The organism is Pseudomonas fluorescens, from assembly GCF_001307275.1.
GTDB classification, from domain to species: domain Bacteria; phylum Pseudomonadota; class Gammaproteobacteria; order Pseudomonadales; family Pseudomonadaceae; genus Aquipseudomonas; species Aquipseudomonas fluorescens_AA.
Genome location: NZ_CP012831.1, coordinates 831,980 through 854,952, shown reverse-complemented (window position 1 = coordinate 854,952; position 22,973 = coordinate 831,980). Strand labels below are relative to the sequence as shown.

23 protein-coding genes are annotated in these 22,973 nt (G+C 61.6%); all 23 read left to right on the top strand.

Features of this window, described 5'->3' with window-relative positions; translation table 11 throughout:
• Nucleotides 1–70 precede the first annotated feature (70 nt).
• Nucleotides 71–1,546: a sigma-54 dependent transcriptional regulator gene (locus AO356_RS03865; protein WP_003199076.1), complete on the top strand. Its 1,476-nt coding sequence runs from the start codon at nucleotides 71–73 to the stop codon at nucleotides 1,544–1,546.
• Between the two features lie 110 nt (nucleotides 1,547–1,656).
• Nucleotides 1,657–2,865: a sensor histidine kinase gene (locus AO356_RS03860; RefSeq protein WP_060738651.1), complete on the top strand. Its 1,209-nt coding sequence runs from the start codon at nucleotides 1,657–1,659 to the stop codon at nucleotides 2,863–2,865.
• 5 nt (nucleotides 2,866–2,870) lie between these two features.
• On the top strand, nucleotides 2,871–4,265 hold the full coding sequence (gene fleR / locus AO356_RS03855; RefSeq protein ID WP_060738650.1) for a sigma-54-dependent response regulator transcription factor FleR: 1,395 nt from the start codon (nucleotides 2,871–2,873) through the stop codon (nucleotides 4,263–4,265).
• Between the two features lie 223 nt (nucleotides 4,266–4,488).
• A complete protein-coding gene (fliE, locus tag AO356_RS03850; protein WP_003199082.1) occupies nucleotides 4,489–4,815 on the top strand; it encodes a flagellar hook-basal body complex protein FliE in 327 nt (108 codons plus the stop codon).
• Nucleotides 4,816–4,830: 15 nt separating this feature from the next.
• The gene (fliF, locus tag AO356_RS03845) at nucleotides 4,831–6,615 is read left to right on the top strand and encodes a flagellar basal-body MS-ring/collar protein FliF (RefSeq protein ID WP_060738649.1); all 1,785 of its coding nucleotides are present in this window, start codon (nucleotides 4,831–4,833) and stop codon (nucleotides 6,613–6,615) included.
• Nucleotides 6,608–7,627: a flagellar motor switch protein FliG gene (gene fliG, locus AO356_RS03840; RefSeq protein ID WP_024778656.1), complete on the top strand. Its 1,020-nt coding sequence runs from the start codon at nucleotides 6,608–6,610 to the stop codon at nucleotides 7,625–7,627. Before fliF ends, fliG begins: the two co-directional genes overlap by 8 nt.
• A 7-nt stretch (nucleotides 7,628–7,634) precedes the next feature.
• Nucleotides 7,635–8,480, top strand: coding sequence for a flagellar assembly protein FliH (gene fliH / locus AO356_RS03835; RefSeq protein ID WP_060738648.1), 846 nt, complete (start codon nucleotides 7,635–7,637; stop codon nucleotides 8,478–8,480).
• On the top strand, nucleotides 8,470–9,828 hold the full coding sequence (gene fliI, locus AO356_RS03830) for a flagellar protein export ATPase FliI (RefSeq protein ID WP_003199089.1): 1,359 nt from the start codon (nucleotides 8,470–8,472) through the stop codon (nucleotides 9,826–9,828). The genes fliH and fliI overlap by 11 nt, the downstream gene beginning before the upstream one ends.
• 6 nt (nucleotides 9,829–9,834) lie before the next feature.
• Nucleotides 9,835–10,284: a flagellar export protein FliJ gene (gene fliJ / locus AO356_RS03825; protein ID WP_053182982.1), complete on the top strand. Its 450-nt coding sequence runs from the start codon at nucleotides 9,835–9,837 to the stop codon at nucleotides 10,282–10,284.
• Between the two features lie 102 nt (nucleotides 10,285–10,386).
• A complete protein-coding gene (locus tag AO356_RS03820; protein ID WP_060738647.1) occupies nucleotides 10,387–10,692 on the top strand; it encodes an STAS domain-containing protein in 306 nt (101 codons plus the stop codon).
• Nucleotides 10,693–10,697: 5 nt separating this feature from the next.
• Nucleotides 10,698–12,404: an ATP-binding SpoIIE family protein phosphatase gene (locus tag AO356_RS03815; RefSeq protein WP_060738646.1), complete on the top strand. Its 1,707-nt coding sequence runs from the start codon at nucleotides 10,698–10,700 to the stop codon at nucleotides 12,402–12,404.
• Between the two features lie 31 nt (nucleotides 12,405–12,435).
• Nucleotides 12,436–12,780: an Hpt domain-containing protein gene (locus tag AO356_RS03810; protein WP_053178502.1), complete on the top strand. Its 345-nt coding sequence runs from the start codon at nucleotides 12,436–12,438 to the stop codon at nucleotides 12,778–12,780.
• A gap of 88 nt (nucleotides 12,781–12,868) precedes the next feature.
• The gene (locus AO356_RS03805; RefSeq protein WP_060738645.1) at nucleotides 12,869–14,242 is read left to right on the top strand and encodes a flagellar hook-length control protein FliK; all 1,374 of its coding nucleotides are present in this window, start codon (nucleotides 12,869–12,871) and stop codon (nucleotides 14,240–14,242) included.
• A gap of 231 nt (nucleotides 14,243–14,473) precedes the next feature.
• Nucleotides 14,474–14,977 (top strand): flagellar basal body-associated protein FliL, encoded by a 504-nt coding sequence (gene fliL, locus AO356_RS03800; RefSeq protein ID WP_060738644.1) that lies wholly within the window; start codon nucleotides 14,474–14,476, stop codon nucleotides 14,975–14,977.
• A gap of 9 nt (nucleotides 14,978–14,986) precedes the next feature.
• Nucleotides 14,987–15,955, top strand: a complete 969-nt coding sequence (gene fliM, locus AO356_RS03795; RefSeq protein WP_053120288.1) for a flagellar motor switch protein FliM — start codon at nucleotides 14,987–14,989, stop codon at nucleotides 15,953–15,955.
• 71 nt (nucleotides 15,956–16,026) lie between these two features.
• Nucleotides 16,027–16,485: a flagellar motor switch protein FliN gene (gene fliN, locus AO356_RS03790; RefSeq protein WP_060738643.1), complete on the top strand. Its 459-nt coding sequence runs from the start codon at nucleotides 16,027–16,029 to the stop codon at nucleotides 16,483–16,485.
• Nucleotides 16,486–16,923 (top strand): flagellar biosynthetic protein FliO, encoded by a 438-nt coding sequence (gene fliO, locus AO356_RS03785; protein WP_060738642.1) that lies wholly within the window; start codon nucleotides 16,486–16,488, stop codon nucleotides 16,921–16,923.
• On the top strand, nucleotides 16,923–17,672 hold the full coding sequence (fliP, locus tag AO356_RS03780; protein WP_060738641.1) for a flagellar type III secretion system pore protein FliP: 750 nt from the start codon (nucleotides 16,923–16,925) through the stop codon (nucleotides 17,670–17,672). Before fliO ends, fliP begins: the two co-directional genes overlap by 1 nt.
• A gap of 23 nt (nucleotides 17,673–17,695) precedes the next feature.
• Nucleotides 17,696–17,965, top strand: a complete 270-nt coding sequence (gene fliQ / locus AO356_RS03775) for a flagellar biosynthesis protein FliQ (protein WP_038858957.1) — start codon at nucleotides 17,696–17,698, stop codon at nucleotides 17,963–17,965.
• Between the two features lie 4 nt (nucleotides 17,966–17,969).
• The gene (gene fliR, locus AO356_RS03770; RefSeq protein ID WP_060738640.1) at nucleotides 17,970–18,752 is read left to right on the top strand and encodes a flagellar biosynthetic protein FliR; all 783 of its coding nucleotides are present in this window, start codon (nucleotides 17,970–17,972) and stop codon (nucleotides 18,750–18,752) included.
• 3 nt (nucleotides 18,753–18,755) lie between these two features.
• Complete coding sequence (flhB, locus tag AO356_RS03765) at nucleotides 18,756–19,892, top strand: flagellar biosynthesis protein FlhB (protein ID WP_060738639.1); 1,137 nt, start codon at nucleotides 18,756–18,758, stop codon at nucleotides 19,890–19,892.
• A 127-nt stretch (nucleotides 19,893–20,019) separates the two neighbouring features.
• Nucleotides 20,020–20,703: a hypothetical protein gene (locus tag AO356_RS03760; protein ID WP_060738638.1), complete on the top strand. Its 684-nt coding sequence runs from the start codon at nucleotides 20,020–20,022 to the stop codon at nucleotides 20,701–20,703.
• A 135-nt stretch (nucleotides 20,704–20,838) separates the two neighbouring features.
• Nucleotides 20,839–22,968, top strand: a complete 2,130-nt coding sequence (flhA, locus tag AO356_RS03755; RefSeq protein WP_060738637.1) for a flagellar biosynthesis protein FlhA — start codon at nucleotides 20,839–20,841, stop codon at nucleotides 22,966–22,968.
• Nucleotides 22,969–22,973 lie beyond the last annotated feature (5 nt).

The window sequence follows — 22,973 nt, the reverse complement described above, 5'->3', positions numbered from 1 at the left end:
GACAAGTCTGCAAGCGTCTAGCTTGCCCCCTAATTTCGGGCATTGGGTTGACTAGGGAAGTTGCTATTGCATGTGGCGTGAAACCAAAATTCTCCTGATCGATGACGATAGCGTCCGCCGCCGCGACCTGGCGGTGATCCTGAATTTTCTTGGCGAAGAAAATTTACCCTGCGGAAGCCATGATTGGCAGCAGGCTGTCGGCTCATTGTCGTCCAGTCGTGAAGTCATCTGTGTCCTTATCGGGACCGTAAATGCTCCCGCAACGCTTTTGGGCTTGCTAAAGACACTCTCAACCTGGGATGAGTTCCTTCCGGTTTTGTTAATGGGCGAAAATTCTTCCCTTGACTTGCCTGAAGACCAGCGTCGCCGGGTACTTTCCACGCTCGAAATGCCGCCCAGCTACAGCAAGCTGCTCGATTCGCTGCACCGCGCGCAGGTTTATCGCGAGATGTACGATCAGGCTCGCGAACGCGGCAGGCATCGCGAACCCAACCTGTTCCGCAGCCTCGTCGGCACCAGCCGGGCGATCCAGCACGTGCGTCAGATGATGCAGCAGGTCGCCGATACCGACGCCAGCGTGCTGATCCTGGGCGAGTCGGGCACCGGCAAGGAAGTGGTCGCGCGCAACCTGCATTACCACTCCAAGCGCCGCGAAGCGCCATTCGTGCCAGTCAACTGTGGCGCGATCCCGGCCGAGTTGCTGGAAAGCGAACTGTTCGGCCATGAGAAAGGCGCCTTCACCGGCGCGATCACCAGCCGCGCCGGGCGTTTCGAACTGGCCAACGGCGGTACGCTGTTTCTCGATGAGATCGGCGACATGCCGTTGCCGATGCAGGTCAAGCTGTTGCGGGTCCTGCAGGAGCGCACCTTCGAGCGTGTGGGCAGCAACAAGACCCAGAGCGTCGATGTGCGCATCATTGCCGCTACGCACAAGAACCTCGAGAGCATGATCGAGGTCGGCAGTTTCCGCGAAGACCTCTATTACCGCCTCAATGTTTTCCCGATCGAAATGGCGCCACTGCGTGAGCGTGTCGAAGACATCCCGTTGCTGATGAACGAACTGATCTCGCGCATGGAGCACGAAAAGCGCGGTTCGATCCGCTTCAATTCGGCGGCGATCATGTCCCTGTGTCGCCATGGTTGGCCGGGCAACGTCCGCGAGCTGGCCAACCTGGTGGAGCGCATGGCGATCATGCACCCGTACGGGGTGATCGGCGTGAACGAGTTGCCGAAGAAGTTCCGCTACGTCGACGACGAAGACGAACAGATGGTCGACAGCCTGCGCAGCGACCTGGAAGAGCGGGTGGCGATCAACGGGCATACGCCGGACTTCACCGCCAATGCCTTGCTGCCACCCGAAGGCCTGGACCTCAAGGATTACCTGGGAGGCCTGGAGCAAGGGCTGATCCAGCAGGCGCTGGACGATGCTAACGGAATCGTGGCCCGCGCGGCAGAACGCCTGCGCATCCGTCGTACCACCCTGGTGGAGAAGATGCGCAAGTACGGCATGAGCCGTCGCGAAGGAGATGAACAGGCGGATGATTGACGCCTGTTTTCCAACCGCCTGATTCTTGGGCGGTTTTTTTTCGGCACGGGTATTGCTATAGCCCTCGCAACGTTCCGTTTAACTGACGGTCAGCCAAGCGAGAGAGCACGATGACCCAAGCCGCCCAGATGTCTCCTGTCCCCGAACCGGGACACATGCCGTCCGCCGAACAGGCAGGCCGGCTTGGACTTGAGCAGGCATTTTCGCTGTTCAGCCAGATGTCCAGCCAACTCAATGATTCCTACAGCCTGCTCGAAGCCCGGGTCACCGAGCTCAAGGGCGAGTTGGCCGTGGTCAGCGCCCAGCGCATGCAGGAGCTGGCGGAAAAGGAACGCCTGGCCAATCGCCTGCAAAATCTCCTCGACCTGTTGCCCGGTGGCGTGATCGTCATCGACGCCCACGGCCGTGTGCGCGAAGCCAACCCGGCGGCCTGCGAGTTGCTCGGCCTGCCCTTGGAAGGCGAGCTGTGGCGGCACGTCATCGCCCGCTGCTTTGCGCCCCGGGACGACGACGGCCATGAAGTGTCCCTCAAGGACGGCCGGCGCCTGTCCATCTCGACGCGCTCGCTGGACGCCGAGCCTGGGCAGTTGGTGCTGCTCAATGACTTGACTGAAACCCGTCACCTGCAAGACCAGTTGGCTCGCCACGAGCGCCTGTCTTCCCTGGGGCGGATGGTGGCCTCGCTGGCCCACCAGATTCGTACGCCGCTTTCCGCCGCGCTGCTTTATGCCAGTCACCTGACCGAGCAGCAATTGCCGATGGAAACCCAGCAACGCTTCGCCGGGCGCTTGAAAGAGCGCCTGCACGAACTGGAGCACCAGGTGCGCGACATGCTGGTGTTCGCTCGCGGCGAGCTGCCGTTGACCGACCGTGTCACCCCCAAGGCCTTGTTGCAATCGCTGCAGGCCGCGGCGTTGACTCATGTGCAGGAGTTGCCGATCCGCTGGCAGTGCGACAGCCATGTCGGTGAAGTGCTGTGCAACCGCGACACACTGGTGGGCGCGGTGTTGAATCTCATCGAAAACGCGATCCAGGCCAGCGGCGGCGACGTTCGGCTGAAAGTGCACTTGTACACACGCGACAACACCTTGCGCCTGTCTGTCAGTGACAACGGCAGCGGTATCGAGCCGGCCGTGCTGGCGCGCCTGGGCGAACCATTCTTTACCACCAAGACCACTGGCACGGGCCTGGGTCTGACCGTGGTCAAGGCCGTGGCCCGCGCTCATCAGGGAGAATTGCAATTGCGCTCGCGGTTGGGCCGTGGCACTTGTGCGACGGTGTGCTTGCCGCTGTTTTCCAATGCGCCAGGGGTGGAGTGAAAGCAATGGCGATCAAGGTGTTGCTGGTTGAGGATGACCGGGCCCTGCGCGAAGCGCTGGCCGACACGCTGGTGCTGGCCGGGCACGACTACGCCGCCGTCGGTTCGGCGGAAGAGGCGCTGCAGGCGGTGGGCCGCGAAGCGTTCAGCCTGGTGGTCAGTGACGTCAACATGCCGGGCATGGACGGTCATCAATTGCTCGGCCTGTTACGGGCCCGTCAGCCGCAACTGCCGGTCTTGCTGATGACCGCTCACGGCGCCGTCGAGCGAGCGGTGGACGCCATGCGTCAGGGCGCTGCGGATTACCTGGTCAAGCCGTTCGAGCCAAAAGCACTGCTGGACCTGGTCGCGCGCCATGCCTTGGGCAGTCTCGCGGTCGAAGGCGAAGGCCCGGTGGCCATCGAACCGGCCAGTGCACAACTGCTGGAATTGGCCTCACGGGTCGCTCGCAGTGATTCAACCGTGTTGATTTCCGGTGAGTCCGGTACGGGCAAGGAAGTGCTGGCCCGCTACATCCATCAACAATCCCGGCGTGCCGGGGAGCCGTTCATTGCCATCAATTGCGCGGCGATTCCCGACAACATGCTCGAGGCGACACTGTTCGGCCACGAAAAGGGTTCGTTCACCGGCGCCATCGCGGCCCAGGCCGGCAAGTTCGAGCAGGCCGACGGTGGCACGATCCTGCTCGATGAAATTTCCGAAATGCCGTTGGGCCTGCAAGCCAAGCTGCTGCGGGTATTGCAGGAGCGGGAAGTGGAGCGGGTGGGGGCGCGCAAGCCCATCAGCCTGGACATTCGCGTGGTGGCGACCACCAACCGCGACCTGGCCGGCGAAGTGGCGGCGGGGCGTTTCCGTGAAGACCTCTATTACCGTCTGTCGGTGTTCCCGCTCGCCTGGCGTCCGTTGCGCGAGCGCACCGCCGATATCCTGCCGCTGGCCGAGCGCCTGCTGAACAAGCACGTCAATAAAATGAAGCACGCGGCGGCCCGGCTTTCAGCCGAGGCCCGGGCCTGCCTGGTCGCCTACCCGTGGCCGGGCAATGTCCGAGAGCTGGATAACGCCATTCAGCGGGCCTTGATCCTGCAACAGGGCGGTTTGATCCAGCCGGAGGATTTCTGCCTGGCCGGTCCGGTGGCCTGCGCGCCATTGCCCGCATTGGCGCCGGCACCGACCGCAACCCCCGTGCCGCCGATGGACGTCGAGGGCGATTCGGTCGGCGCCTTGGGCGATGACCTGCGGCGTCGCGAGTTCCAGATGATCATCGACACCCTGCGCGCCGAACGCGGTCGTCGCAAGGAGGCCGCCGAACGCCTGGGGATCAGCCCGCGCACCCTGCGCTACAAGTTGGCGCAAATGCGTGATGCCGGTATGGATGTCGAGGCTTATCTGTTCGCCAGTTGAACAAGCACCAATACCCCCTGTGGGAGCGAGCTTGCTCGCGATAGCGGTGGGTCAGTCAAGTCGAGGTCGGATGTGATGGGTTATCGCGAGCAAGCTCGCTCCCACAATGGGATTGCGCGCGCATTTGTTTTCTATCGCCATGGAGCTGGCACCCTTGTTGCTAATACCTGAATACCCGCTGAGTAAGTGTCAAAAAAATGCGGGCCGCCAGAGAGAGTAGACCATGAGCCAAGGTATTGAATTTAATCGGTTGATGTTGGACATGCGGGCCATGCAAATGGACGCCATGGCCCAGCCTAAATCGGTCGCGGTCCCCCAGGTGGGTGGCAGCAGCTTTTCCGACATGCTCGGTCAGGCCGTCAATAAAGTGAACGATACCCAGCAGGCGTCGAACCAGTTGGCCAGTGCTTTCGAGATTGGCAAAAGTGGCGTCGACCTGACGGACGTAATGATCTCCTCGCAGAAAGCCAGTGTCTCGTTTCAGGCGCTGACCCAGGTTCGCAACAAACTGGTTCAAGCCTACCAAGACATCATGCAGATGCCGGTTTAAGGAAATTATTGAGTCATGGCAGAAGCAGCCGTTGATAACGTTCCAGCCAAGGCCACTCCGGTAGACGGCAAACCGCCGTTGTTCGGTCTGTCCTTCCTGGAAAATCTCTCCGAGATGACCATGCTGCGTCAGGTGGGCCTGTTGGTCGGCCTGGCTGCCAGCGTGGCGATTGGTTTTGCCGTGGTGCTGTGGTCCCAGCAACCGGACTACCGTCCGCTGTATGGCAGCCTGGCGGGCATGGACGCCAAGCAAGTCATGGAGACCCTGGCTTCCGCCGACATTCCTTACACCGTCGAACCCAATTCCGGCGCCTTGCTGGTCAAGGCCGATGACGTCGCTCGTGCGCGCCTCAAGCTCGCCGCGGCCGGCGTGACGCCGACCGATGGCAACATCGGTTTCGAGATCCTCGACAAGGACCAGGGCCTGGGCACCAGCCAATTCATGGAAGCGACCCGTTATCGTCGCGGCCTGGAAGGTGAGCTGGCGCGGACCATTTCCAGCCTGAACAATGTCAAGGGTGCCCGCGTGCACCTGGCGATTCCGAAAAGCTCGGTGTTCGTGCGCGATGAGCGCAAGCCCAGTGCTTCGGTATTGGTCGAGCTGTATTCGGGCCGTTCCCTGGAGCCAGGCCAGGTCGTGGCCATCGTCAATCTGGTGGCGACCAGCGTACCCGAACTGAGCAAGTCGCAGATCACCGTGGTCGACCAGAAGGGCAACCTGCTGTCCGACCAGGCGGAAAACTCCGAACTGACCATGGCCGGCAAGCAATTCGATTACAGCCGTCGCATGGAAGGCATGCTGACCCAGCGGGTGCACAACATCCTGCAACCGATCCTGGGTAACGATCGCTATAAAGCCGAAGTGTCGGCCGATGTCGACTTCAGCGCCGTCGAGTCCACTTCCGAGCAGTTCAACCCGGACCAGCCTGCGTTGCGCAGCGAGCAGTCGGTAAATGAACAACGTACCGCCAGCAATGGCCCGCAAGGCGTCCCGGGTGCCCTGAGCAACCAGCCGCCGTCGCCGGCCAGTGCGCCGCAAACCACCGGTGGCGCCACGGCGGCCGCCGGCATGGTGCAGCCAGGCCAGCCGCTGATCGATGCCAACGGCCAGCAGATCATGGACCCGGCCACCGGCCAGCCGATGCTGGCGCCGTACCCGGCCGACAAGCGTCAGCAGTCGACCAAGAACTTCGAGCTCGATCGTTCCATCAGCCACACCAAGCAACAGCAGGGCCGTTTGAATCGCCTGTCGGTCGCGGTGGTGGTGGACGATCAGGTCAAGGTCAACCCGGCCAACGGCGAAACCAGCCGTGCGCCATGGAGCGCCGATGAATTGGCGCGCTTTACCCGCCTGGTGCAGGACGCCGTCGGTTTCGACGCCAGCCGCGGCGACAGCGTCAGCGTGATCAACGTGCCGTTCTCCCTGGAGCGCGGTGAAGTGGTCGCCGATATTCCATTTTATTCGCAACCCTGGTTCTGGGATGTGGTCAAGCAAGTACTGGGTGTGCTGTTCATCCTGATACTGGTGTTCGGCGTGCTGCGTCCGGTGCTCAACAACATCACCAATGGCGGCAGGAACAAGCAGTTGGCCGGCTTGGGTGATGTGGAGCTGGGCGGCATGGGCGGCCTGGATGGCGAATTGGCCAATGATCGCGTCAGCCTCGGCGGGCCGCAGAGCATTCTGCTGCCAAGCCCGAGCGAAGGCTATGACGCTCAGTTGAACGCTATCAAGAGTCTGGTGGCAGAAGACCCGGGTCGTGTGGCCCAGGTCGTGAAAGAGTGGATTAACGCAGATGAGTGATAATCGAGCCGCTGTTGCCAAATTGTCCCGGGTCGACAAAGCCGCAATCCTGCTGCTGTCCCTGGGTTCGACCGACGCCGCCCAAGTGCTGCGCCACATGGGACCCAAGGAGGTCCAGCGTGTGGGCGTGGCCATGGCGCAGATGGGTAACGTGCACCGTGAGCAGGTCGAGCAGGTGATGAGCGAGTTCGTCGATATCGTCGGCGATCAGACCAGCCTGGGCGTGGGTTCCGACGACTATGTGCGCAAGATGCTCACCCAGGCACTGGGCGAGGACAAGGCCAACGGTCTCATCGACCGGATCCTGCTGGGTGGCAATACCAGCGGCCTGGACAGCCTCAAGTGGATGGAGCCGCGGGCGGTTGCCGACGTGATCCGTTACGAGCATCCGCAGATCCAGGCGATCGTGGTGGCTTACCTCGACCCGGACCAGGCCGGCGAAGTGCTGGGCAACTTCGACCACAAGGTGCGCCTGGACATCATCCTGCGTGTTTCTTCGCTCAATACCGTGCAGCCGGCGGCCCTGAAGGAATTGAACCAGATTCTCGAGAAGCAGTTCTCGGGCAACTCCAATGCCTCGCGCACCACCCTGGGTGGCATCAAGCGTGCGGCGGACATCATGAACTTCCTCGACAGCTCGATCGAAGGTCAGTTGATGGACTCGATCCGCGAATTCGACGAAGACCTGTCCGGTCAGATCGAAGACCTCATGTTCGTGTTCAACAACCTGGCCGATGTCGACGACCGGGGCATCCAGGCCCTGTTGCGCGAAGTGTCGTCCGACGTGCTGGTACTGGCCCTCAAGGGCTCGGACGAAGGCGTCAAGGAAAAAATCTTCAAGAACATGTCCAAACGGGCGGCCGAACTGTTGCGCGACGACCTCGAGGCCAAAGGCCCGGTGCGCGTCAGCGATGTGGAAACCGCACAGAAGGAAATCCTCACCATCGCCCGCCGCATGGCCGAAGCCGGGGAGATCGTTCTCGGTGGCAAGGGCGGCGAAGAGATGATCTAAGGTCGTTATGTCTGCCAAGAGTGATGAAGCGCCCAGCGACCTGATCCGCGCCCGGGACGTCGGTGGTTTCGACGTCTGGTCGCTGCCCAGCTTCGACCCCCATGTGCCCGAGCCTGAGCCGGAACCGGTGGAAGAGCTGCCGGAGATGGAGGAGGTGCCGCTGGAAGAAGTCCAGCCACTGACCCTCGAAGAAGTCGAGAGCATTCGCCAGGAAGCCTATAACGAAGGCTTTGCCGTGGGTGAAAAGGAAGGCTTCCACAGCACCACGCTCAAGGTTCGCCAGGAAGCCGATGTGGCGCTGACGGCCAAGCTCCGTGCGTTGGAATCGCTGATGCTCAACCTGTTCGACCCCATCGCCGAGCAGGACACCCAGATCGAGAAATCCCTGGTGGGCCTGGTGCAACACATCGCCAAGCAAGTGATCCAGCGCGAACTGGCCATCGATTCGAGCCAGATCGAACACGTCATGCGTGAGGCGCTCAAGTTGTTGCCGTTGGGCGTGGGTAACGTGCGGCTGTACATCAATCCCCAGGACTTCGAACTGGTCAAGGCCCTGCGCGAGCGCCATGAAGAAACCTGGCGCATCGTCGAGGACGCGGCGCTGCTGCCGGGTGGTTGCCGGGTGGAAACCGAACACAGCCGCATCGACGCCACCGTTGAAACCCGCATCAGCCAGATCATGGCCAAATTGTTCGACCAACTGCACGAACAGGCCCTGCATCCGGCCGCCGCCGACCTGAGCCTGGAGTTGCCGGACGATCCGCAGATCAGTGCCGATGCCGCGCCGGCCGATGTGGAGCTGGAGGTGCCTGAATTGGACGCTTCTGTACCGGACAACCGCGATGCGCCTTGAGCGAACCAGCTTCGGCAAGCGCCTGGGCAGCTACGCCGAGGCCAGTGAACTGGCCGGCCAACCGATCCTGGAAGGTCGCCTGCTGCGCATGGTCGGCCTGACCCTTGAAGCCGAGGGCCTGCGTGCCGCCATGGGTAGCCGCTGCATGGTGATCAACGACGACAGCTACCACCCGGTACAGGTCGAAGCCGAAGTCATGGGCTTCTCCGGCAGCAAGGTCTTCTTGATGCCGGTGGGCAGCGTCGCCGGTATCGCACCGGGCGCGCGCGTCGTGCCCCTGGCCGACAATGGTCGCTTGCCCATGGGCATGAGCATGCTCGGGCGTGTGCTGGACGGGGCCGGGCGCGCGCTGGACGGCAAGGGCGGCATGAAGGCCGAGGATTGGGTGCCGATGGACGGCCCGACGATCAACCCCCTCAAGCGTGACCCCATCAGCGTGCCGCTGGACGTGGGTATCCGTTGCATCAACGGTTTATTGACGGTCGGTCGCGGCCAACGCCTGGGCCTGTTTGCCGGTACCGGGGTGGGTAAGAGTGTGCTGTTGGGCATGATGACCCGCTTCACCGAAGCCGACATCATCGTGGTGGGGCTGATCGGTGAGCGGGGCCGTGAGGTCAAGGAATTCATCGAGCACATCCTCGGCGAGGAAGGGCTCAAGCGTTCGGTGGTAGTGGCTTCGCCAGCGGACGATGCGCCGTTGATGCGGCTGCGGGCTGCCATGTATTGCACGCGCATCGCCGAGTATTTCCGCGACAAGGGCAAGAACGTCCTGTTGCTGATGGATTCGCTGACCCGCTTCGCCCAGGCCCAGCGGGAAATCGCCCTGGCCATTGGCGAACCGCCGGCGACCAAGGGCTATCCGCCTTCGGTCTTCGCCAAGCTGCCGAAACTGGTGGAGCGCGCCGGCAATGCGGAAAAGGGTGGCGGCTCGATCACCGCGTTCTATACCGTGCTGTCCGAAGGTGACGACCAGCAAGACCCCATCGCCGACTCGGCCCGGGGTGTGCTGGACGGTCACATCGTGCTGTCCAGGCGCCTGGCCGAAGAAGGTCACTACCCGGCCATCGACATCGAGGCTTCCATCAGCCGGGTCATGCCGTCGGTGATCAGTGCCGAACACATGAAACGGGCCCAGCAGTTCAAGCAGTACTGGTCGCGCTATCAGCAAAGCCGTGACCTGATCAGCGTCGGTGCCTATGTGCCCGGCGGTGACCGCGAGACCGACACCGCCATCAGTCTTTACCCGGCCATGGCCGTCTACCTGCGCCAAAGCTTGAACGACAACATCGGCATGGGCGCCAGCGAGGCGCACTTGCAGACTATTTTCGCCCCGGTCTCAGGCACGTAACCGGCCATGGCCACGAGTCGTGCGGCGCGCCTGGCACCGGTGGTGGACATGGCGGAAAAGGCCGAGAAGACCGCCGTCCAGCGGCTGGCGTATTTCCAGGGGCAAGTGGCCGTTGCCGAGAGCAAGCTGGCAGACCTGGAGAACTTTCGACTCGAATACCAGGAGCAGTGGATTGCCCGGGGCAGCCACGGGGTGTCCGGGCAATGGTTGCTGGGTTACCAGGGGTTCCTGGCGCAGCTGGGTACCGCCATCGACCAGCAGCGCCAGAGCCTGGTCTGGCACCAGAACAACCTGGAGAAGGCTCGCCAGAGCTGGCAAGAGGCGTTTGCCCGGGTCGAAGGGTTGCGCAAACTGGTGCAGCGCTATATCGATGAGGCGCGACAGTTGGAAGACAAGCGCGAACAGAAACTGCTCGATGAGCTGTCCCAGCGCCTGCCACGCCAGAATCCTTATTGATGCGAAACCAGGATTTTGTCGTATGAACTAGGCAAAACCTTGCTCAGACCTTTACCAGATGCTACACCTTGTACACGTATGTCCATGACAAGGAAGCCGATCATGTCAGTCGTTACCGAAGTATCCCCCGATAGGCAGAAATTGACGATTTCGATCAAGGGTCGATTCGATTTCGGTCGGCATCAAGAGTTTCGTGAGGCGTATGAGCGGCTCGATCCATTGCCAGGATCCGTCGTGGTGGATTTGAAAGACGCGACTTATCTCGACAGTTCCGCCTTGGGCATGCTCCTGCTGTTGCGCGATCATGCTGGCGGCGATGAGTCGGATATCCGGGTCGTCAACAGCAGCTCCGACGTCAAGAAAATCCTCGCGATCTCCAATTTCGACAAGCTGTTCGACATCAGTTGATCGCCATGCAATCGTCGTCGGAGTCACTGACGGTCCTGATTGCCGAAGACAGTGCCGCTGATCGACTGCTGTTGTCGACCATTGTCCGCCGCCAGGGTCACCACGTGCTTACCGCGGCCAATGGCGCCGAAGCGGTCGACGTCTACCTGGAGCAGCGTCCGCACCTGGTGCTGATGGACGCGATGATGCCCGTGATGGACGGCTTCGAAGCTGCGCAGAGAATCAAGCAACTGGCTGGGGACCAATTGGTCCCGATCATTTTCCTCACCTCCCTGACTGAGAGCGAAGGCCTGGCCCGTTGCCTGGAAGCGGGCGGCGACGACTTCCTGGCCAAGCCCTATAACCAGGTGATCCTGGCAGCCAAGATCAAGGCCATGGACCGCTTGCGCCGGTTGCAGGCCACGGTGGTGGAGCAGCGCGACCAGATCGCCCGGCACCATGACTACCTGCTCAACGAACAACGGGTCGCCAAGGCCGTGTTCGACAAGATCGCCCACTCCGGCTGCCTGAGCGCGCCGAACATCCGCTACCTGCAATCACCTTACGCCTTGTTCAATGGCGACTTGCTGCTGGCCGCGTTCAACCCGGCTGGCGACATGCACGTCTTGCTGGGGGATTTCACCGGGCACGGTTTGCCGGCGGCGGTCGGGGCGATGCCGCTGGCGGAAGTGTTCTACGGGATGACGGCCAAGGGCTACGGCCTGGCGCAGATCCTGCGGGAGATGAATGCCAAGCTCAAGCGCATCCTGCCGGTGGACATGTTCTGTTGTGCAACGCTGTTGTGCCTCAGTTTCCAGCGTTGCACGGTGGAAATCTGGAACGGTGGCATGCCCGATGGTTACCTGCATGACAGCCTCAGCGGCGAGCGTACGCCGTTGCCGGCGCGGCACTTGCCGTTGGGCGTGCTCACGCCGCACTTGTTCGATGACCGCACCGAAGTGCATTCGATGTCGCTGGGAGACCGGGTGTTCCTGTTGTCCGATGGCGTAATAGAGACCAGTGACCGCGATGACCAGCCGTTTGGCGTGGAGCGGTTGCAGCAGGTGTTTTCGGCCAACCGTGAACCTGACTGTCTTTTTGAGGACATCCAGCAGGCCCTGCGGGATTTTCGCGGTGAGGCCCGTGACGACTTCAGCATGGTCGAGGTGCGGCTGGTCGCACCGACACAACTCAATCCGCCGCCACCGGTCTATTCCGATAGTGGACAGTCCAGCCCACTGGACTGGTCGGTGAGCTTCGAGTTCCGGGCGCAGACCCTCAAGCGCTTCAACCCGATGCCCTACCTGTTGCAGTTGCTGCTTGAGGTCCATGGGCTCAGGGCGCAGAGTGGCGCCCTTTATAGCGTCATGTCTGAGCTCTATTCCAATGCCCTGGATCACGGGGTGCTGGGGCTCGACTCGAGCCTCAAGCGTGATGCGGCGGGTTTTGCTCGCTACTACAGCGAGCGCAATACGCGCCTGGATGAACTGAGTGACGGTTACGTGCGGGTGCACTTGCACGTTTCGCCAAACGGCGAGGGTGGTCGCCTGGCCATCGAGGTTGAAGACAGCGGCGAGGGTTTCGATGTCGCCCGGGTGCTGGCACGGCCCGTGGACAGTGATCGGTTGTCGGGGCGTGGCGTGAGCCTGGTGCGCCAGTTGAGCCATCAGGCCTGCTGGTCAGACGATGGTCGTAGTGCGCGCGTGGAGTTTTTCTGGGAGGCTCTGGCATAATTGGCGCTATTCTTGATCAGGGAGCGAACAAGTGAACGAGATTCATCTGGACCGCGACGTGCTCAGCACGTTGAAGGAAGTCATGGAGGAGGGGTATCTGGAGTTGCTGGATACGTTCCTCAACGACTCCGAGGCTCGCCTGCGCGTGCTGCATGAAGCGCGGGACGCTGAGAAATTGAGCGCCACCGCCCACAGCTTCAAGGGCAGCAGCAGCAACATGGGCGCCATCCGTCTGGCCGAGCTGTGCGGCGAACTGGAACAGCGTGCCAAGCAGCCGTCACTGGGCGGTATCGAAAATCTGGTCAACGAAATCGACAGCGAGTTCGCCCATGTCCGCAAGCTTTGCCGGGAGGAGCGTGAAGGCTTCCACTGCTGAGATTTGACGGCCACGCAAACGTTGGCCCGTGCCTTGCATTGTCTAGTCTCGACTGTACCTATGATTCCAGTGCAGCGGAGACCTTTTTATGCCCGTTACCCCCAATTCACTGCTTCAGGCCTCTGTCCAGGCCAAGCCCAAGGTCGCCGTCAATTCGCCGGCAGCGGCCCCGGACCTCGGGGATAGAGCCTCCAGCTTCGCTCAAGTCTTCGCCAAGCAGGCGCCTGCCAAAGCGGCGGCGGCCCCGGAGCCTGTGGTGAAATCGGCGCGCGACAAGGCCGCCGATAACACCGTCAAAAAAGACACCGGCAACGAAAGCCCTGCCGCCCCGGAACCGACGGTTGCCGTTAGCGGCAAACCCTTGCCCGCGGACAAACCAGCCAGCACCGACGACAAGGCCGCCAGCGATACCAGCGCCGACTCGGCTGAAACGCCCGTGGCGGATGCGGCGCCGGTCGATCCGAGCCTTGATCCTGGTGTGCTGCCGGACATGACGGTGCCGGTCGCGACAGCTCCGGCGGAACCTGCCCCCGTGGCGGTCACGGCTGAGGCCCCGGTCGCCACGGCAGTCGCGGCGCCCGTTGTCCCTTTGGCCGCCGCGGCCCAGCCAGCAGCCCCGGTCGTCGATCCAGCCTTCGACCCGGAAGCCGACCCTCTCGACGCATTGCCCGCCTTGCGCTTGGCGATGGAGCAGGGTGGTCATGTTTCCGCCACCAGCCAGGCGCAGCCCAAGAGCGCTGCCCCGGTGTCGCTCGACGGTGAGCCAACGTCAGCGCAGACCTTTGCCGCCGGTATGGCCAGCATGCTCAGCGTGCAAGCCGATCAAAACAGTACCGAATCCGGTAGCCAGGGGGGCGACAAGGCTTTCGGCGGCTTGATCAGCGAAGGCCTCAAGGACCTGGGCGCCGCGTCCAGCGACACCCGCGTGGATGATTTCGCCAACCGCCTGGCCGCACTGACCCAGGCCGCTACACCCAAAACCGCCAACGCAGTGCCAGTCAACCAACCTATCGCGATGAATCAGAGCGGTTGGACCGAAGAGGTGGTCAACCGGGTGATGTACCTGTCCAGTGTCAATCTCAAGGCGGCCGACATCCAATTGCAGCCTGCGGAGCTCGGACGCCTGGATATCCGGGTGAACATGGTTCCGGACCAGCAGACCCAGGTCACGTTCATGAGCGCCCACTCCGGCGTTCGTGAAGCCCTCGAAGGCCAGTTGCATCGCCTGCGGGACAGTTTTAGCCAGCAGGGCATGGGCCAGGTCGACGTCAGCGTGTCGGATCAATCCCGGGGTTCGCAGAACCAGGAGCAGCAAGCCCAGCAGCAGGCCCGGGCCGGACGTACGACGACATCTGGCGGGCGGGTGGATTCAGCAGAGGAAGCAGGCCCGGCCGGCATCGCTGAAGTGGCCGCCAGCACGACCAGCGTCATTGGCACCAGCGCGGTGGACTACTACGCCTGATCCAACGATGCTCACCCCTGTGGGAGCGAGCTTGCTCGCGATAGCCGATTGTCAGTCATCCTTGCAGGGGCTGGTTCATCGCTATCGCGAGCAAGCTCGCTCCCACATTGGTTTCATGGGGACTGAAGAGCGTATCTGCCCGTCATCCCAAGTACCGACACTTCTGGCATAACACTTGCTCCTGCCTTGCCGTGCAACAGTGAAAACCCCGATTAGTGACGGATTATTGGCATGGCGAAGAGTGAAGCAGCAGCTGTAAAAGACCCTGCAACCAAAGGCAAACTCAAGCTGATCATCATGATCGTGGTGGGTTTGCTCCTGGCGATCGGCGTGTCCGTGGGGGCGACCTGGTATTTCATGCACAGCGCTCAAAGCAAGCCGGCAGTGGCGGTCGAGGCTGCGCCGGTGGGCAAGCAGCCGGCGATTTTCGAACCGATGGCGCCCGCCTTCGTGGCCAACTACACCGTGAACGGTCGTCAACGCTACATGCAGGTCAGCATTACTCTGCAGGGTCGCAACCAGGCTGACCTGGAAGCGCTGCGGGTACACATGCCACTGATCCGCAATAACCTGGTGATGCTCTTTTCCGGACAGAGTTTCGACACCTTGGCCACGCCCGTCGGCCAGGAAATGCTGCGCCAGAAAGCCACGGCCAGCGTGCAGGAAGTGGCTCAGAAAGAGCTCGGCAAAGTGGTGATCGAACAGTTGCTCTTCACTAACTTCGTATTGCAGTAGGAACACGACATGGCCGTGCAGGACCTGCTGTCCCAGGACGAAATCGACGCGCTGTTGCATGGTGTCGACGATGGTCTGGTACAGACCGAAAACGCTGCTGAACCGGGCAGCGTCAAAAGCTACGACCTGACCAGCCAGGATCGCATCGTTCGCGGACGCATGCCGACCCTGGAAATGATCAACGAGCGTTTCGCCCGGTACACTCGCATCAGCATGTTCAACATGCTGCGCCGCTCGGCCGACGTGGCTGTCGGCGGCGTGCAGGTGATGAAGTTCGGCGAGTACGTGCATTCGTTGTACGTGCCCACCAGCCTCAACCTGGTGAAGATCAAGCCGTTGCGCGGCACCGCGTTGTTCATCCTCGACGCCAAGCTGGTGTTCAAGCTGGTGGACAACTTCTTTGGTGGTGACGGTCGTCACGCCAAGATCGAAGGGCGTGAATTCACCCCGACCGAGCTGCGGGTGGTGCGCATGGTGCTGGAACAGGCCTTCATCGATTTGAAGGAGGCCTGGCAGGCGATCATGGAAGTGAACTTCGAGTACATCAACTCGGAAGTGAACCCGGCCATGGCCAACATCGTTGGGCCGAGCGAAGCCATCGTGGTCTCGACCTTCCACATCGAACTCGATGGCGGTGGCGGCGACCTGCACGTGACCATGCCGTATTCGATGATCGAGCCGGTGCGCGAAATGCTCGACGCCGGTTTCCAGTCGGACCTCGACGACCAGGACGAACGCTGGATCAACGCCTTGCGCCAGGACGTGCTCGATGTCGATGTACCGATCGGCGCGACGGTCGCCCGGCGCCAACTGCGTCTGCGGGACATCCTGCACATGCAGCCGGGGGACATCATCCCCGTCGAGATGCCGGAAGATATGATCATGCGCGCCAATGGCGTGCCGGCCTTCAAGGTCAAGATGGGCTCTCACAAAGGCAACCTGGCGTTGCAGGTGATCGAGCCGATCGAACGCCGCTGAGCGGTGTCAACTTCTTAAGTTTGTAACGGATTTTACGTTTTTTACTGATTTTTGCCCGCCGAGGACAAATGATGGCTGACGATATGAATACCCAGGATGACCAGGCGCTGGCCGACGAATGGGCTGCGGCCCTAGAAGAAACCGGCGACGCCGGGCAGGCTGATATCGATGCCTTGCTGGCCGCCGATAGCGGCAATCAGGGGTCCAGCCGCCTGACGATGGAAGAGTTCGGCAGCGTGCCCAAGAGCAACGAGCCAGTCACGCTGGATGGGCCGAACCTGGATGTGATCCTCGACATCCCGGTATCCATCTCCATGGAAGTGGGCAGCACCGATATCAACATTCGCAACCTGCTGCAGCTCAACCAGGGCTCGGTGATCGAGCTGGACCGCCTGGCCGGCGAGCCGCTCGACGTGCTGGTCAACGGCACCTTGATCGCCCATGGCGAAGTGGTGGTGGTCAACGAGAAGTTCGGCATTCGCCTGACGGACGTGATCAGCCCGAGCGAACGCATCAAGAAGCTGCGCTGAGTGAAAGGTTTCTTCGCCGCAGCGTCGATGCTGCCATTGAGCGTGCTGGCGGCCGAACCGGTTGCCACGGCGGCCGTTGCGCCGGCGGCAGGCAGCGGGGTCGCCGGGCAACTGGCGCAACTGGTGCTCGGTTTGCTGTTGGTGCTGGGCTTGATCTTCTTTCTCGCCTGGTTGTTGCGCCGCGTGCAACAGGCGGGACCGACCGGCAAGGGCCAGGTCATCGACATCGTCGGTTCGCGCGCGCTCGGGCCGCGCGACCGGCTGGTGCTGGTGCAGGTCGGCAACGAGCAGATCCTGCTGGGCCTGAGCCCGGGCACCATCACCGCCTTGCACGTCCTCAAGGAGCCGGTGCAGGTACCCTCCACTGAGCCGGCCAGCCCCGAATTTGCCCAGCGCCTCATGGAGCTGCTGGGGAAAGACCAGAAGGATAAAAAGTAATGCCGTTGCGCATTCTGTTGGCATTGGCCCTGATGCTGGCCGCACCGTTGGCGTTCGCCGCCGACCCGCTGTCGATCCCGGCGATCACCCTGGGGACCAACGCCGAAGGGGCCCAGGAATACTCGGTCAGCCTGCAGATCCTGCTGATCATGACCGCGCTGAGTTTCATTCCGGCGTTCGTCATGCTGATGACCAGTTTCACCCGGATCATCATTGTCTTTTCGATCCTGCGCCAGGCCCTGGGCCTGCAGCAGACCCCCTCGAACCAGATCCTCACCGGCATGGCGCTGTTCCTGACCATGTTCATCATGGCGCCCGTGTTCGATCGGGTGAACCAGGATGCGCTGCAACCCTACCTGGCAGAAAAAATCACTGCCCAGGATGCCGTGGCCAAGGCTCAGGTGCCGATCAAGGATTTCATGCTGGCCCAGACCCGCAGCAGTGACCTGGAGCTGTTCATGCGCCTGTCCAAGCGCACCGACATCCCCAGTGCCGACCAGGCGCCACTGACCATCCTGGTGCCAGCGTTCGTGACGTCCGAGCTGAAAACCGCGTTCCAGATCGGTTTCATGATTTTCATCCCGTTCCTGATCATCGACCTGGTGGTCGCCAGCGTGCTGATGGCCATGGGTATGATGATGCTGTCGCCGCTGATCATTTCCCTGCCGTTCAAGATCATGCTGTTTGTGCTGGTGGACGGCTGGGCGTTGATCATCGGTACGCTGGCGGGCAGTTTCGGCGGTGTTTAGGCCTTTTGTGCGGGTAGGACGATATGACGCCTGAAGTAGCGGTAGACCTGTTCCGTGAAGCGCTCTGGCTGACGACCATGATGGTTGCCATCCTGGTGATCCCCAGCCTGCTGGTGGGGTTGCTGGTGGCGATGTTCCAGGCCGCAACCCAGATCAACGAACAGACCTTGAGCTTCCTGCCGCGCCTGCTGGTGATGCTGGTGACGTTGATCGTCGCCGGCCCCTGGATGGTACAAACCTTCATGGAATACATCCTGCAGCTGTACGGCAGTATTCCGCAGTTGATCGGCTGACCCCATGTCGATGCTCGCGCTGACGGACACCCAGATCAGTTCCTGGGTGGCATCGTTCATCCTGCCCTTGTTTCGTGTCACCGCGGTGCTGATGAGCATGCCGGTCTTCGGCACGACCCTGGTGCCCCGGCGTGTGCGCTTGTATTTCGCCCTGGCGATCACAGTGGTCATCGCGCCCGGGCTACCCCCGATGCCGCCGGTCAATGCCCTGGACCTCAGCGCGCTGATGCTGGTGGCCGAGCAAATTCTCATCGGTGCCTTGATGGGGTTCTCGCTGCAGCTGTTCTTTCAGGCTTTCGTGGTGGCCGGGCAAATCATTTCGATCCAGATGGGCATGGCCTTCGCGTCCATGGTCGACCCCACCAATGGCGTGACGACGGCGGTGATCGGTCAGTTCCTGACGATGCTGGTGACCCTGTTGTTCCTCGCCATGAATGGGCATCTGGTGGTGTTCGAGGTGTTGACCGAGAGCTTTACCACCATGCCGGTGGGCAGTGCGTTCCTGGTCAATCACTTCTGGGAAATCGCCGGCAAGCTCGGCTGGGTCCTGGGTGCGGCGATGGTGCTGGTATTGCCGGCGATCACCGCGTTGCTGGTGGTCAACATCGCGTTTGGCGTGATGACCCGCGCGGCGCCGCAATTGAATATTTTCTCCATTGGCTTCCCGCTCACCCTCGTGCTGGGCATGGTGATTTTCTGGGTCAGCCTGGGGGATATCCTCAATCAGTATCAGCCGCTGGCCACCCAGGCCTTGCAGCTTTTACGCGACATGGCACAGGCACGCTGAACCATGGCCGAGAGCGAGAGTGGTCAGGACAAGACAGAAGACCCCACGGAAAAGCGCCTGCGCGAGTCCCGGGAAAAGGGCGAGACCGCCCGTTCCAAGGAGCTCAACACGCTGGCGATCATGCTGGCCGGGGCGGGTGGGTTGCTGATTTATGGCGGCGGGTTGGCCCTGGACCTGCTGGAAATCATGCGCCTGAATTTCTCCCTGCCCCGCGAGGTGCTGCTGTCTCCGGGGGCCATGTCCCAGCATCTGCTGCACTCGGGCAAGATCGCGATCCTGGCGGTGCAGCCGGTCTTGATCTGCTTGCTGCTGGCTGCTCTCATCGGCCCGATTTCCCTGGGCGGCTGGTTGTTCGCTGCCGGCAGCCTGGCTCCCAAGTTCAGCCGGATGAACCCGGCCGCCGGTCTCAAGCGCATGTTTTCCACCACGGCGCTGATGGAGTTGCTCAAGGCGTTTGGGAAATTCCTGCTGGTGCTGTTCGTGGCGCTGACGGTGTTGCAGGCCGACATCGATGATCTGCTGCGCATTGCCCACGAACCGCTGGAGCAGGCGATTATCCACAGCGTGCAGTTGGTGGGCTGGAGTACGTTGTGGATGGCTTGCGGCCTGATCCTGATCGCGGCCATCGACGTGCCGATCCAGCTGTATCAGAGCAAGCAGAAGCTGATGATGACCAAGCAGGAAGTGCGCGACGAGCACAAGGACGCGGAGGGCAAGCCGGAGGTCAAGCAGCGTATCCGTCAATTGCAGCGCGAGGTCTCCCAGCGGCGGATGATGGCGGCCATCCCCGATGCCGATGTGGTCATCACCAACCCGACTCACTACGCCGTCGCCCTCAAGTACGACCCTGAAAAAGGCAACGCGCCCGTGTTGCTGGCCAAGGGCAGTGACTTCCTGGCGCTGAAGATCCGTGAGATCGCCGTGGCCAATGAGGTGATGCTGCTCGAGTCCCCGGCACTGGCGCGATCGATTTACTACTCCACCGAACTCGACCAGGAAATCCCTGGAGGCCTGTACCTGGCCGTGGCCCAGGTATTGGCCTATGTCTACCAGATCCGCCAGCACCGCGCGGGCAAGGGCAAGCGCCCCGAACCGCTCAAGGACCTGCCGATCCCGCCGGATTTGCGCCGCGATTCCTGAGTCAGGCCTCCGTCCCGGCCTGCGACGGGCGCTTGGTGTGCCCTGTACCTGTCAGTCCTGACAGTAGACAGCTGTTTTCTCTAGCCATGTAATGCTTCTGGATGCTCACTCAACCCAGGGGTATGACATGACAATGCGCGAATACAAGAATCTTGGAGGCATGGCGCTGGAGTTTGTGACGGGGGTGGTCGAAGCCAATTTCGGCGAACGGGCTATCGCTTGTGCGTTCACGTTTGACCTGGCACTCGATTTCGCGCGCTTCAAGGCCGCGGCAAACAAGTACGTGCCCAGTTATCTGGAGAATGAGATCAATGCCATTCGGCCGGAATTGGAAGGCCTGGCTTACCACATCTCCTACGATTACTTCGCTGATCAGGCAGGAAAAATCACCAGCAACGAGGTGCTGTTTCATATTTTCACCGGTGCTGACAGCTATTTTGACGGGTGGTCGAGTGGGGTCATGGAGCAGCGTTATCACAAACCGATTTTCCAGATCCTTGACGGTAAATTGAGGCTGGCCGCGCGTACGGATTTTCGATGGGAGGACCCCCAGCGGCTCATCACGATCGCGGATCTCCCGATCATTCGGTTCCAATGGGCGCTCAACGTGATGGAGGGCCACCAGATAAACGCGCCTGAACAACCTTTGTCCGATACCAAGGCGCCGACTTCGATGGTGGTGTTCACGTACACGAGCGAAGACCGGGTGGAAGTCGATGGTCAGCAAATGTACAGGGGGACGCGTTATGTCAGGGGCTGGAAACTGGATTTTGGCCCGATCACACCGCAGCAGATACTGACAGCGCAGTGACCAACCGGTGAGTTGAACCCCGGCTGAATGCATGCTGTTGCGAATGTTGGCTGCAAGTTGGAAGGCTTCTTGCAATACCCCGTTTGCGCCCCCTTCGGGCGTCAAAAGTTTGCTTCACAGGAACGGGGAAAATCGGTGGATCGCTCACAGTTATTCAGCACTGCGCGCAGCAATGTCGTAGACCTCAGCCGGGGTAATCTGGGCGTGCCGCTGTTGCTGCTGGTCATGCTTGCCATGATGATGCTGCCGGTGCCGCCGTTCCTGCTGGACGTGTTCTTCACGTTCAACATCGCCCTGTCGATCGTCGTGCTGCTGGTATGCGTCTACGCCCTGCGGCCACTGGATTTTGCCGTCTTCCCGACCATCCTGCTGGTGGCCACGCTGCTGCGCCTGGCGCTGAACGTGGCGTCCACCCGCGTGGTGATGCTCCACGGCCAGGACGGGCACGCCGCCGCCGGTAAGGTGATCCAGGCCTTCGGTGAGGTGGTGATCGGCGGTAACTACGTGGTCGGTATCGTGGTCTTCGCCATCTTGATGATCATCAACTTCGTCGTGGTGACCAAGGGTGCCGGGCGGATTTCCGAGGTGAGCGCGCGTTTCACCCTCGATGCGATGCCCGGCAAGCAGATGGCGATCGACGCCGACCTCAACGCCGGTCTCATCGACCAGAGCCAGGCCAAGCTGCGTCGCCTGGAAGTGGCCCAGGAAGCCGAGTTCTACGGTTCCATGGACGGTGCCAGCAAATTCGTGCGCGGTGACGCCATCGCCGGCCTGCTGATTCTGTTCATCAACCTGATCGGCGGCATGGCTGTCGGCATCTTCCAGCACAACATGTCGTTTGGCGACGCCGGCAGGGTCTACGCCTTGCTGACCATTGGTGACGGTTTGGTGGCGCAATTGCCATCACTGTTGTTATCCACAGCGGCCGCGATCATGGTGACCCGTGCTTCGGGCTCCGAAGACATGGGCAAGCAGATCGGTCGGCAGATGTTCGCCTCGCCCAAGGCCCTGGCCGTTGCCGCCGGCCTGATGGCCGTGATGGGCCTGGTGCCGGGGATGCCGCACATTTCCTTCCTGACCATGGCCGCCGCCGCCGCGGGTGGTGCCTACCTGTTCTGGAAGAAGCAGAACGTGCAGAAAGTCCAGGCCCTGCAAGAGGTCAAGCGTCAGCAGGAGTTGCTGCCGTCGCCGGCCCGCGCCATGGAAACCAAGGAGCTGGGCTGGGATGACGTGACCCCGATCGACATGATCGGCCTGGAAGTCGGCTATCGCCTGATTCCCTTGGTCGACCGTAACCAGGGTGGGCAGTTGCTGGCGCGGATCAAGGGCGTGCGCAAGAAGCTCTCCCAGGACCTTGGCTTCCTGATGCCCACCGTACACATTCGCGACAACCTCGACCTGGCGCCGAGCGCCTATCGCCTGACCTTGATGGGGGTGATCCTGGCCGAAGCCGAGATCTACCCCGACCGGGAATTGGCGATCAACCCTGGCCAGGTCTATGGCAGCCTCAACGGCATCACCGCCAAGGATCCGGCTTTCGGCCTGGAAGCGGTGTGGATCGAAATCAGCCAGCGGGCCCAGGCCCAGTCCCTCGGTTATACCGTGGTGGACGCCAGTACCGTGGTGGCGACCCACTTGAACCAGATCCTGTACAAGCACTCCAGCGAGCTGATCGGCCACGAAGAAGTCCAGCAACTCCTGCAAGTGCTGGCCAAAGGCTCGCCGAAGCTGGCTGAAGAGCTGGTGCCGGGCGTGGTTTCGCTGTCGCAGTTGCTCAAGGTGCTGCAGGCGCTGCTGGCCGAACAAGTGCCCGTGCGCGACATACGCAGTATCGCCGAGGCCATCGCCAACAACGCCTCCAAGAGTCAAGATACCGCCGCCTTGGTGGCTGCGGTTCGGGTCGGTGTGTCCCGCGCAATCGTCCAAAGCATTGTAGGCACTGAGTCTGAGCTGCCTGTGATCACCTTGGAGCCAAGGTTGGAACAGATATTGCTCAATAGTCTGCAGAAGGCAGGACAAGGCTCGGAAGAGGGTGTTCTGCTGGAGCCAAGCATGGCCGAGAAGCTGCAGCGTTCGCTGATCGAAGCAGCCCAGCGGCAGGAGATGCAAGGCCAACCGGTGATCCTGCTGGTGGCCGGTCCGATTCGCGCGATGCTCTCGCGATTCGGTCGCCTCGCGGTCCCGGGGCTGCATGTGCTGGCGTACCAGGAAATACCGGACAACAAGCAAGTGACCATCGTTGCGACAGTAGGGCCCAACGGCTGAGGTAG

Coding starts and splice junctions, on each gene's coding strand:
- fliR (WP_060738640.1), top strand. CDS start 17,970: ATGTCGATGCTCGCGCTGACGGACACCCAGATCAGTTCCTGGGTGGCA.
- fliJ (WP_053182982.1), top strand. CDS start 9,835: ATGGCCACGAGTCGTGCGGCGCGCCTGGCACCGGTGGTGGACATGGCG.
- AO356_RS03805 (WP_060738645.1), top strand. CDS start 12,869: ATGCCCGTTACCCCCAATTCACTGCTTCAGGCCTCTGTCCAGGCCAAG.
- fliE (WP_003199082.1), top strand. CDS start 4,489: ATGAGCCAAGGTATTGAATTTAATCGGTTGATGTTGGACATGCGGGCC.
- AO356_RS03820 (WP_060738647.1), top strand. CDS start 10,387: ATGTCAGTCGTTACCGAAGTATCCCCCGATAGGCAGAAATTGACGATT.
- AO356_RS03865 (WP_003199076.1), top strand. CDS start 71: ATGTGGCGTGAAACCAAAATTCTCCTGATCGATGACGATAGCGTCCGC.
- AO356_RS03815 (WP_060738646.1), top strand. CDS start 10,698: ATGCAATCGTCGTCGGAGTCACTGACGGTCCTGATTGCCGAAGACAGT.
- flhB (WP_060738639.1), top strand. CDS start 18,756: ATGGCCGAGAGCGAGAGTGGTCAGGACAAGACAGAAGACCCCACGGAA.
- fliI (WP_003199089.1), top strand. CDS start 8,470: ATGCGCCTTGAGCGAACCAGCTTCGGCAAGCGCCTGGGCAGCTACGCC.
- fliG (WP_024778656.1), top strand. CDS start 6,608: ATGAGTGATAATCGAGCCGCTGTTGCCAAATTGTCCCGGGTCGACAAA.
- fliF (WP_060738649.1), top strand. CDS start 4,831: ATGGCAGAAGCAGCCGTTGATAACGTTCCAGCCAAGGCCACTCCGGTA.
- fliL (WP_060738644.1), top strand. CDS start 14,474: ATGGCGAAGAGTGAAGCAGCAGCTGTAAAAGACCCTGCAACCAAAGGC.
- fliN (WP_060738643.1), top strand. CDS start 16,027: ATGGCTGACGATATGAATACCCAGGATGACCAGGCGCTGGCCGACGAA.
- fliQ (WP_038858957.1), top strand. CDS start 17,696: ATGACGCCTGAAGTAGCGGTAGACCTGTTCCGTGAAGCGCTCTGGCTG.
- fliH (WP_060738648.1), top strand. CDS start 7,635: ATGTCTGCCAAGAGTGATGAAGCGCCCAGCGACCTGATCCGCGCCCGG.
- fleR (WP_060738650.1), top strand. CDS start 2,871: ATGGCGATCAAGGTGTTGCTGGTTGAGGATGACCGGGCCCTGCGCGAA.
- AO356_RS03860 (WP_060738651.1), top strand. CDS start 1,657: ATGACCCAAGCCGCCCAGATGTCTCCTGTCCCCGAACCGGGACACATG.
- fliM (WP_053120288.1), top strand. CDS start 14,987: ATGGCCGTGCAGGACCTGCTGTCCCAGGACGAAATCGACGCGCTGTTG.
- AO356_RS03760 (WP_060738638.1), top strand. CDS start 20,020: ATGACAATGCGCGAATACAAGAATCTTGGAGGCATGGCGCTGGAGTTT.
- fliP (WP_060738641.1), top strand. CDS start 16,923: ATGCCGTTGCGCATTCTGTTGGCATTGGCCCTGATGCTGGCCGCACCG.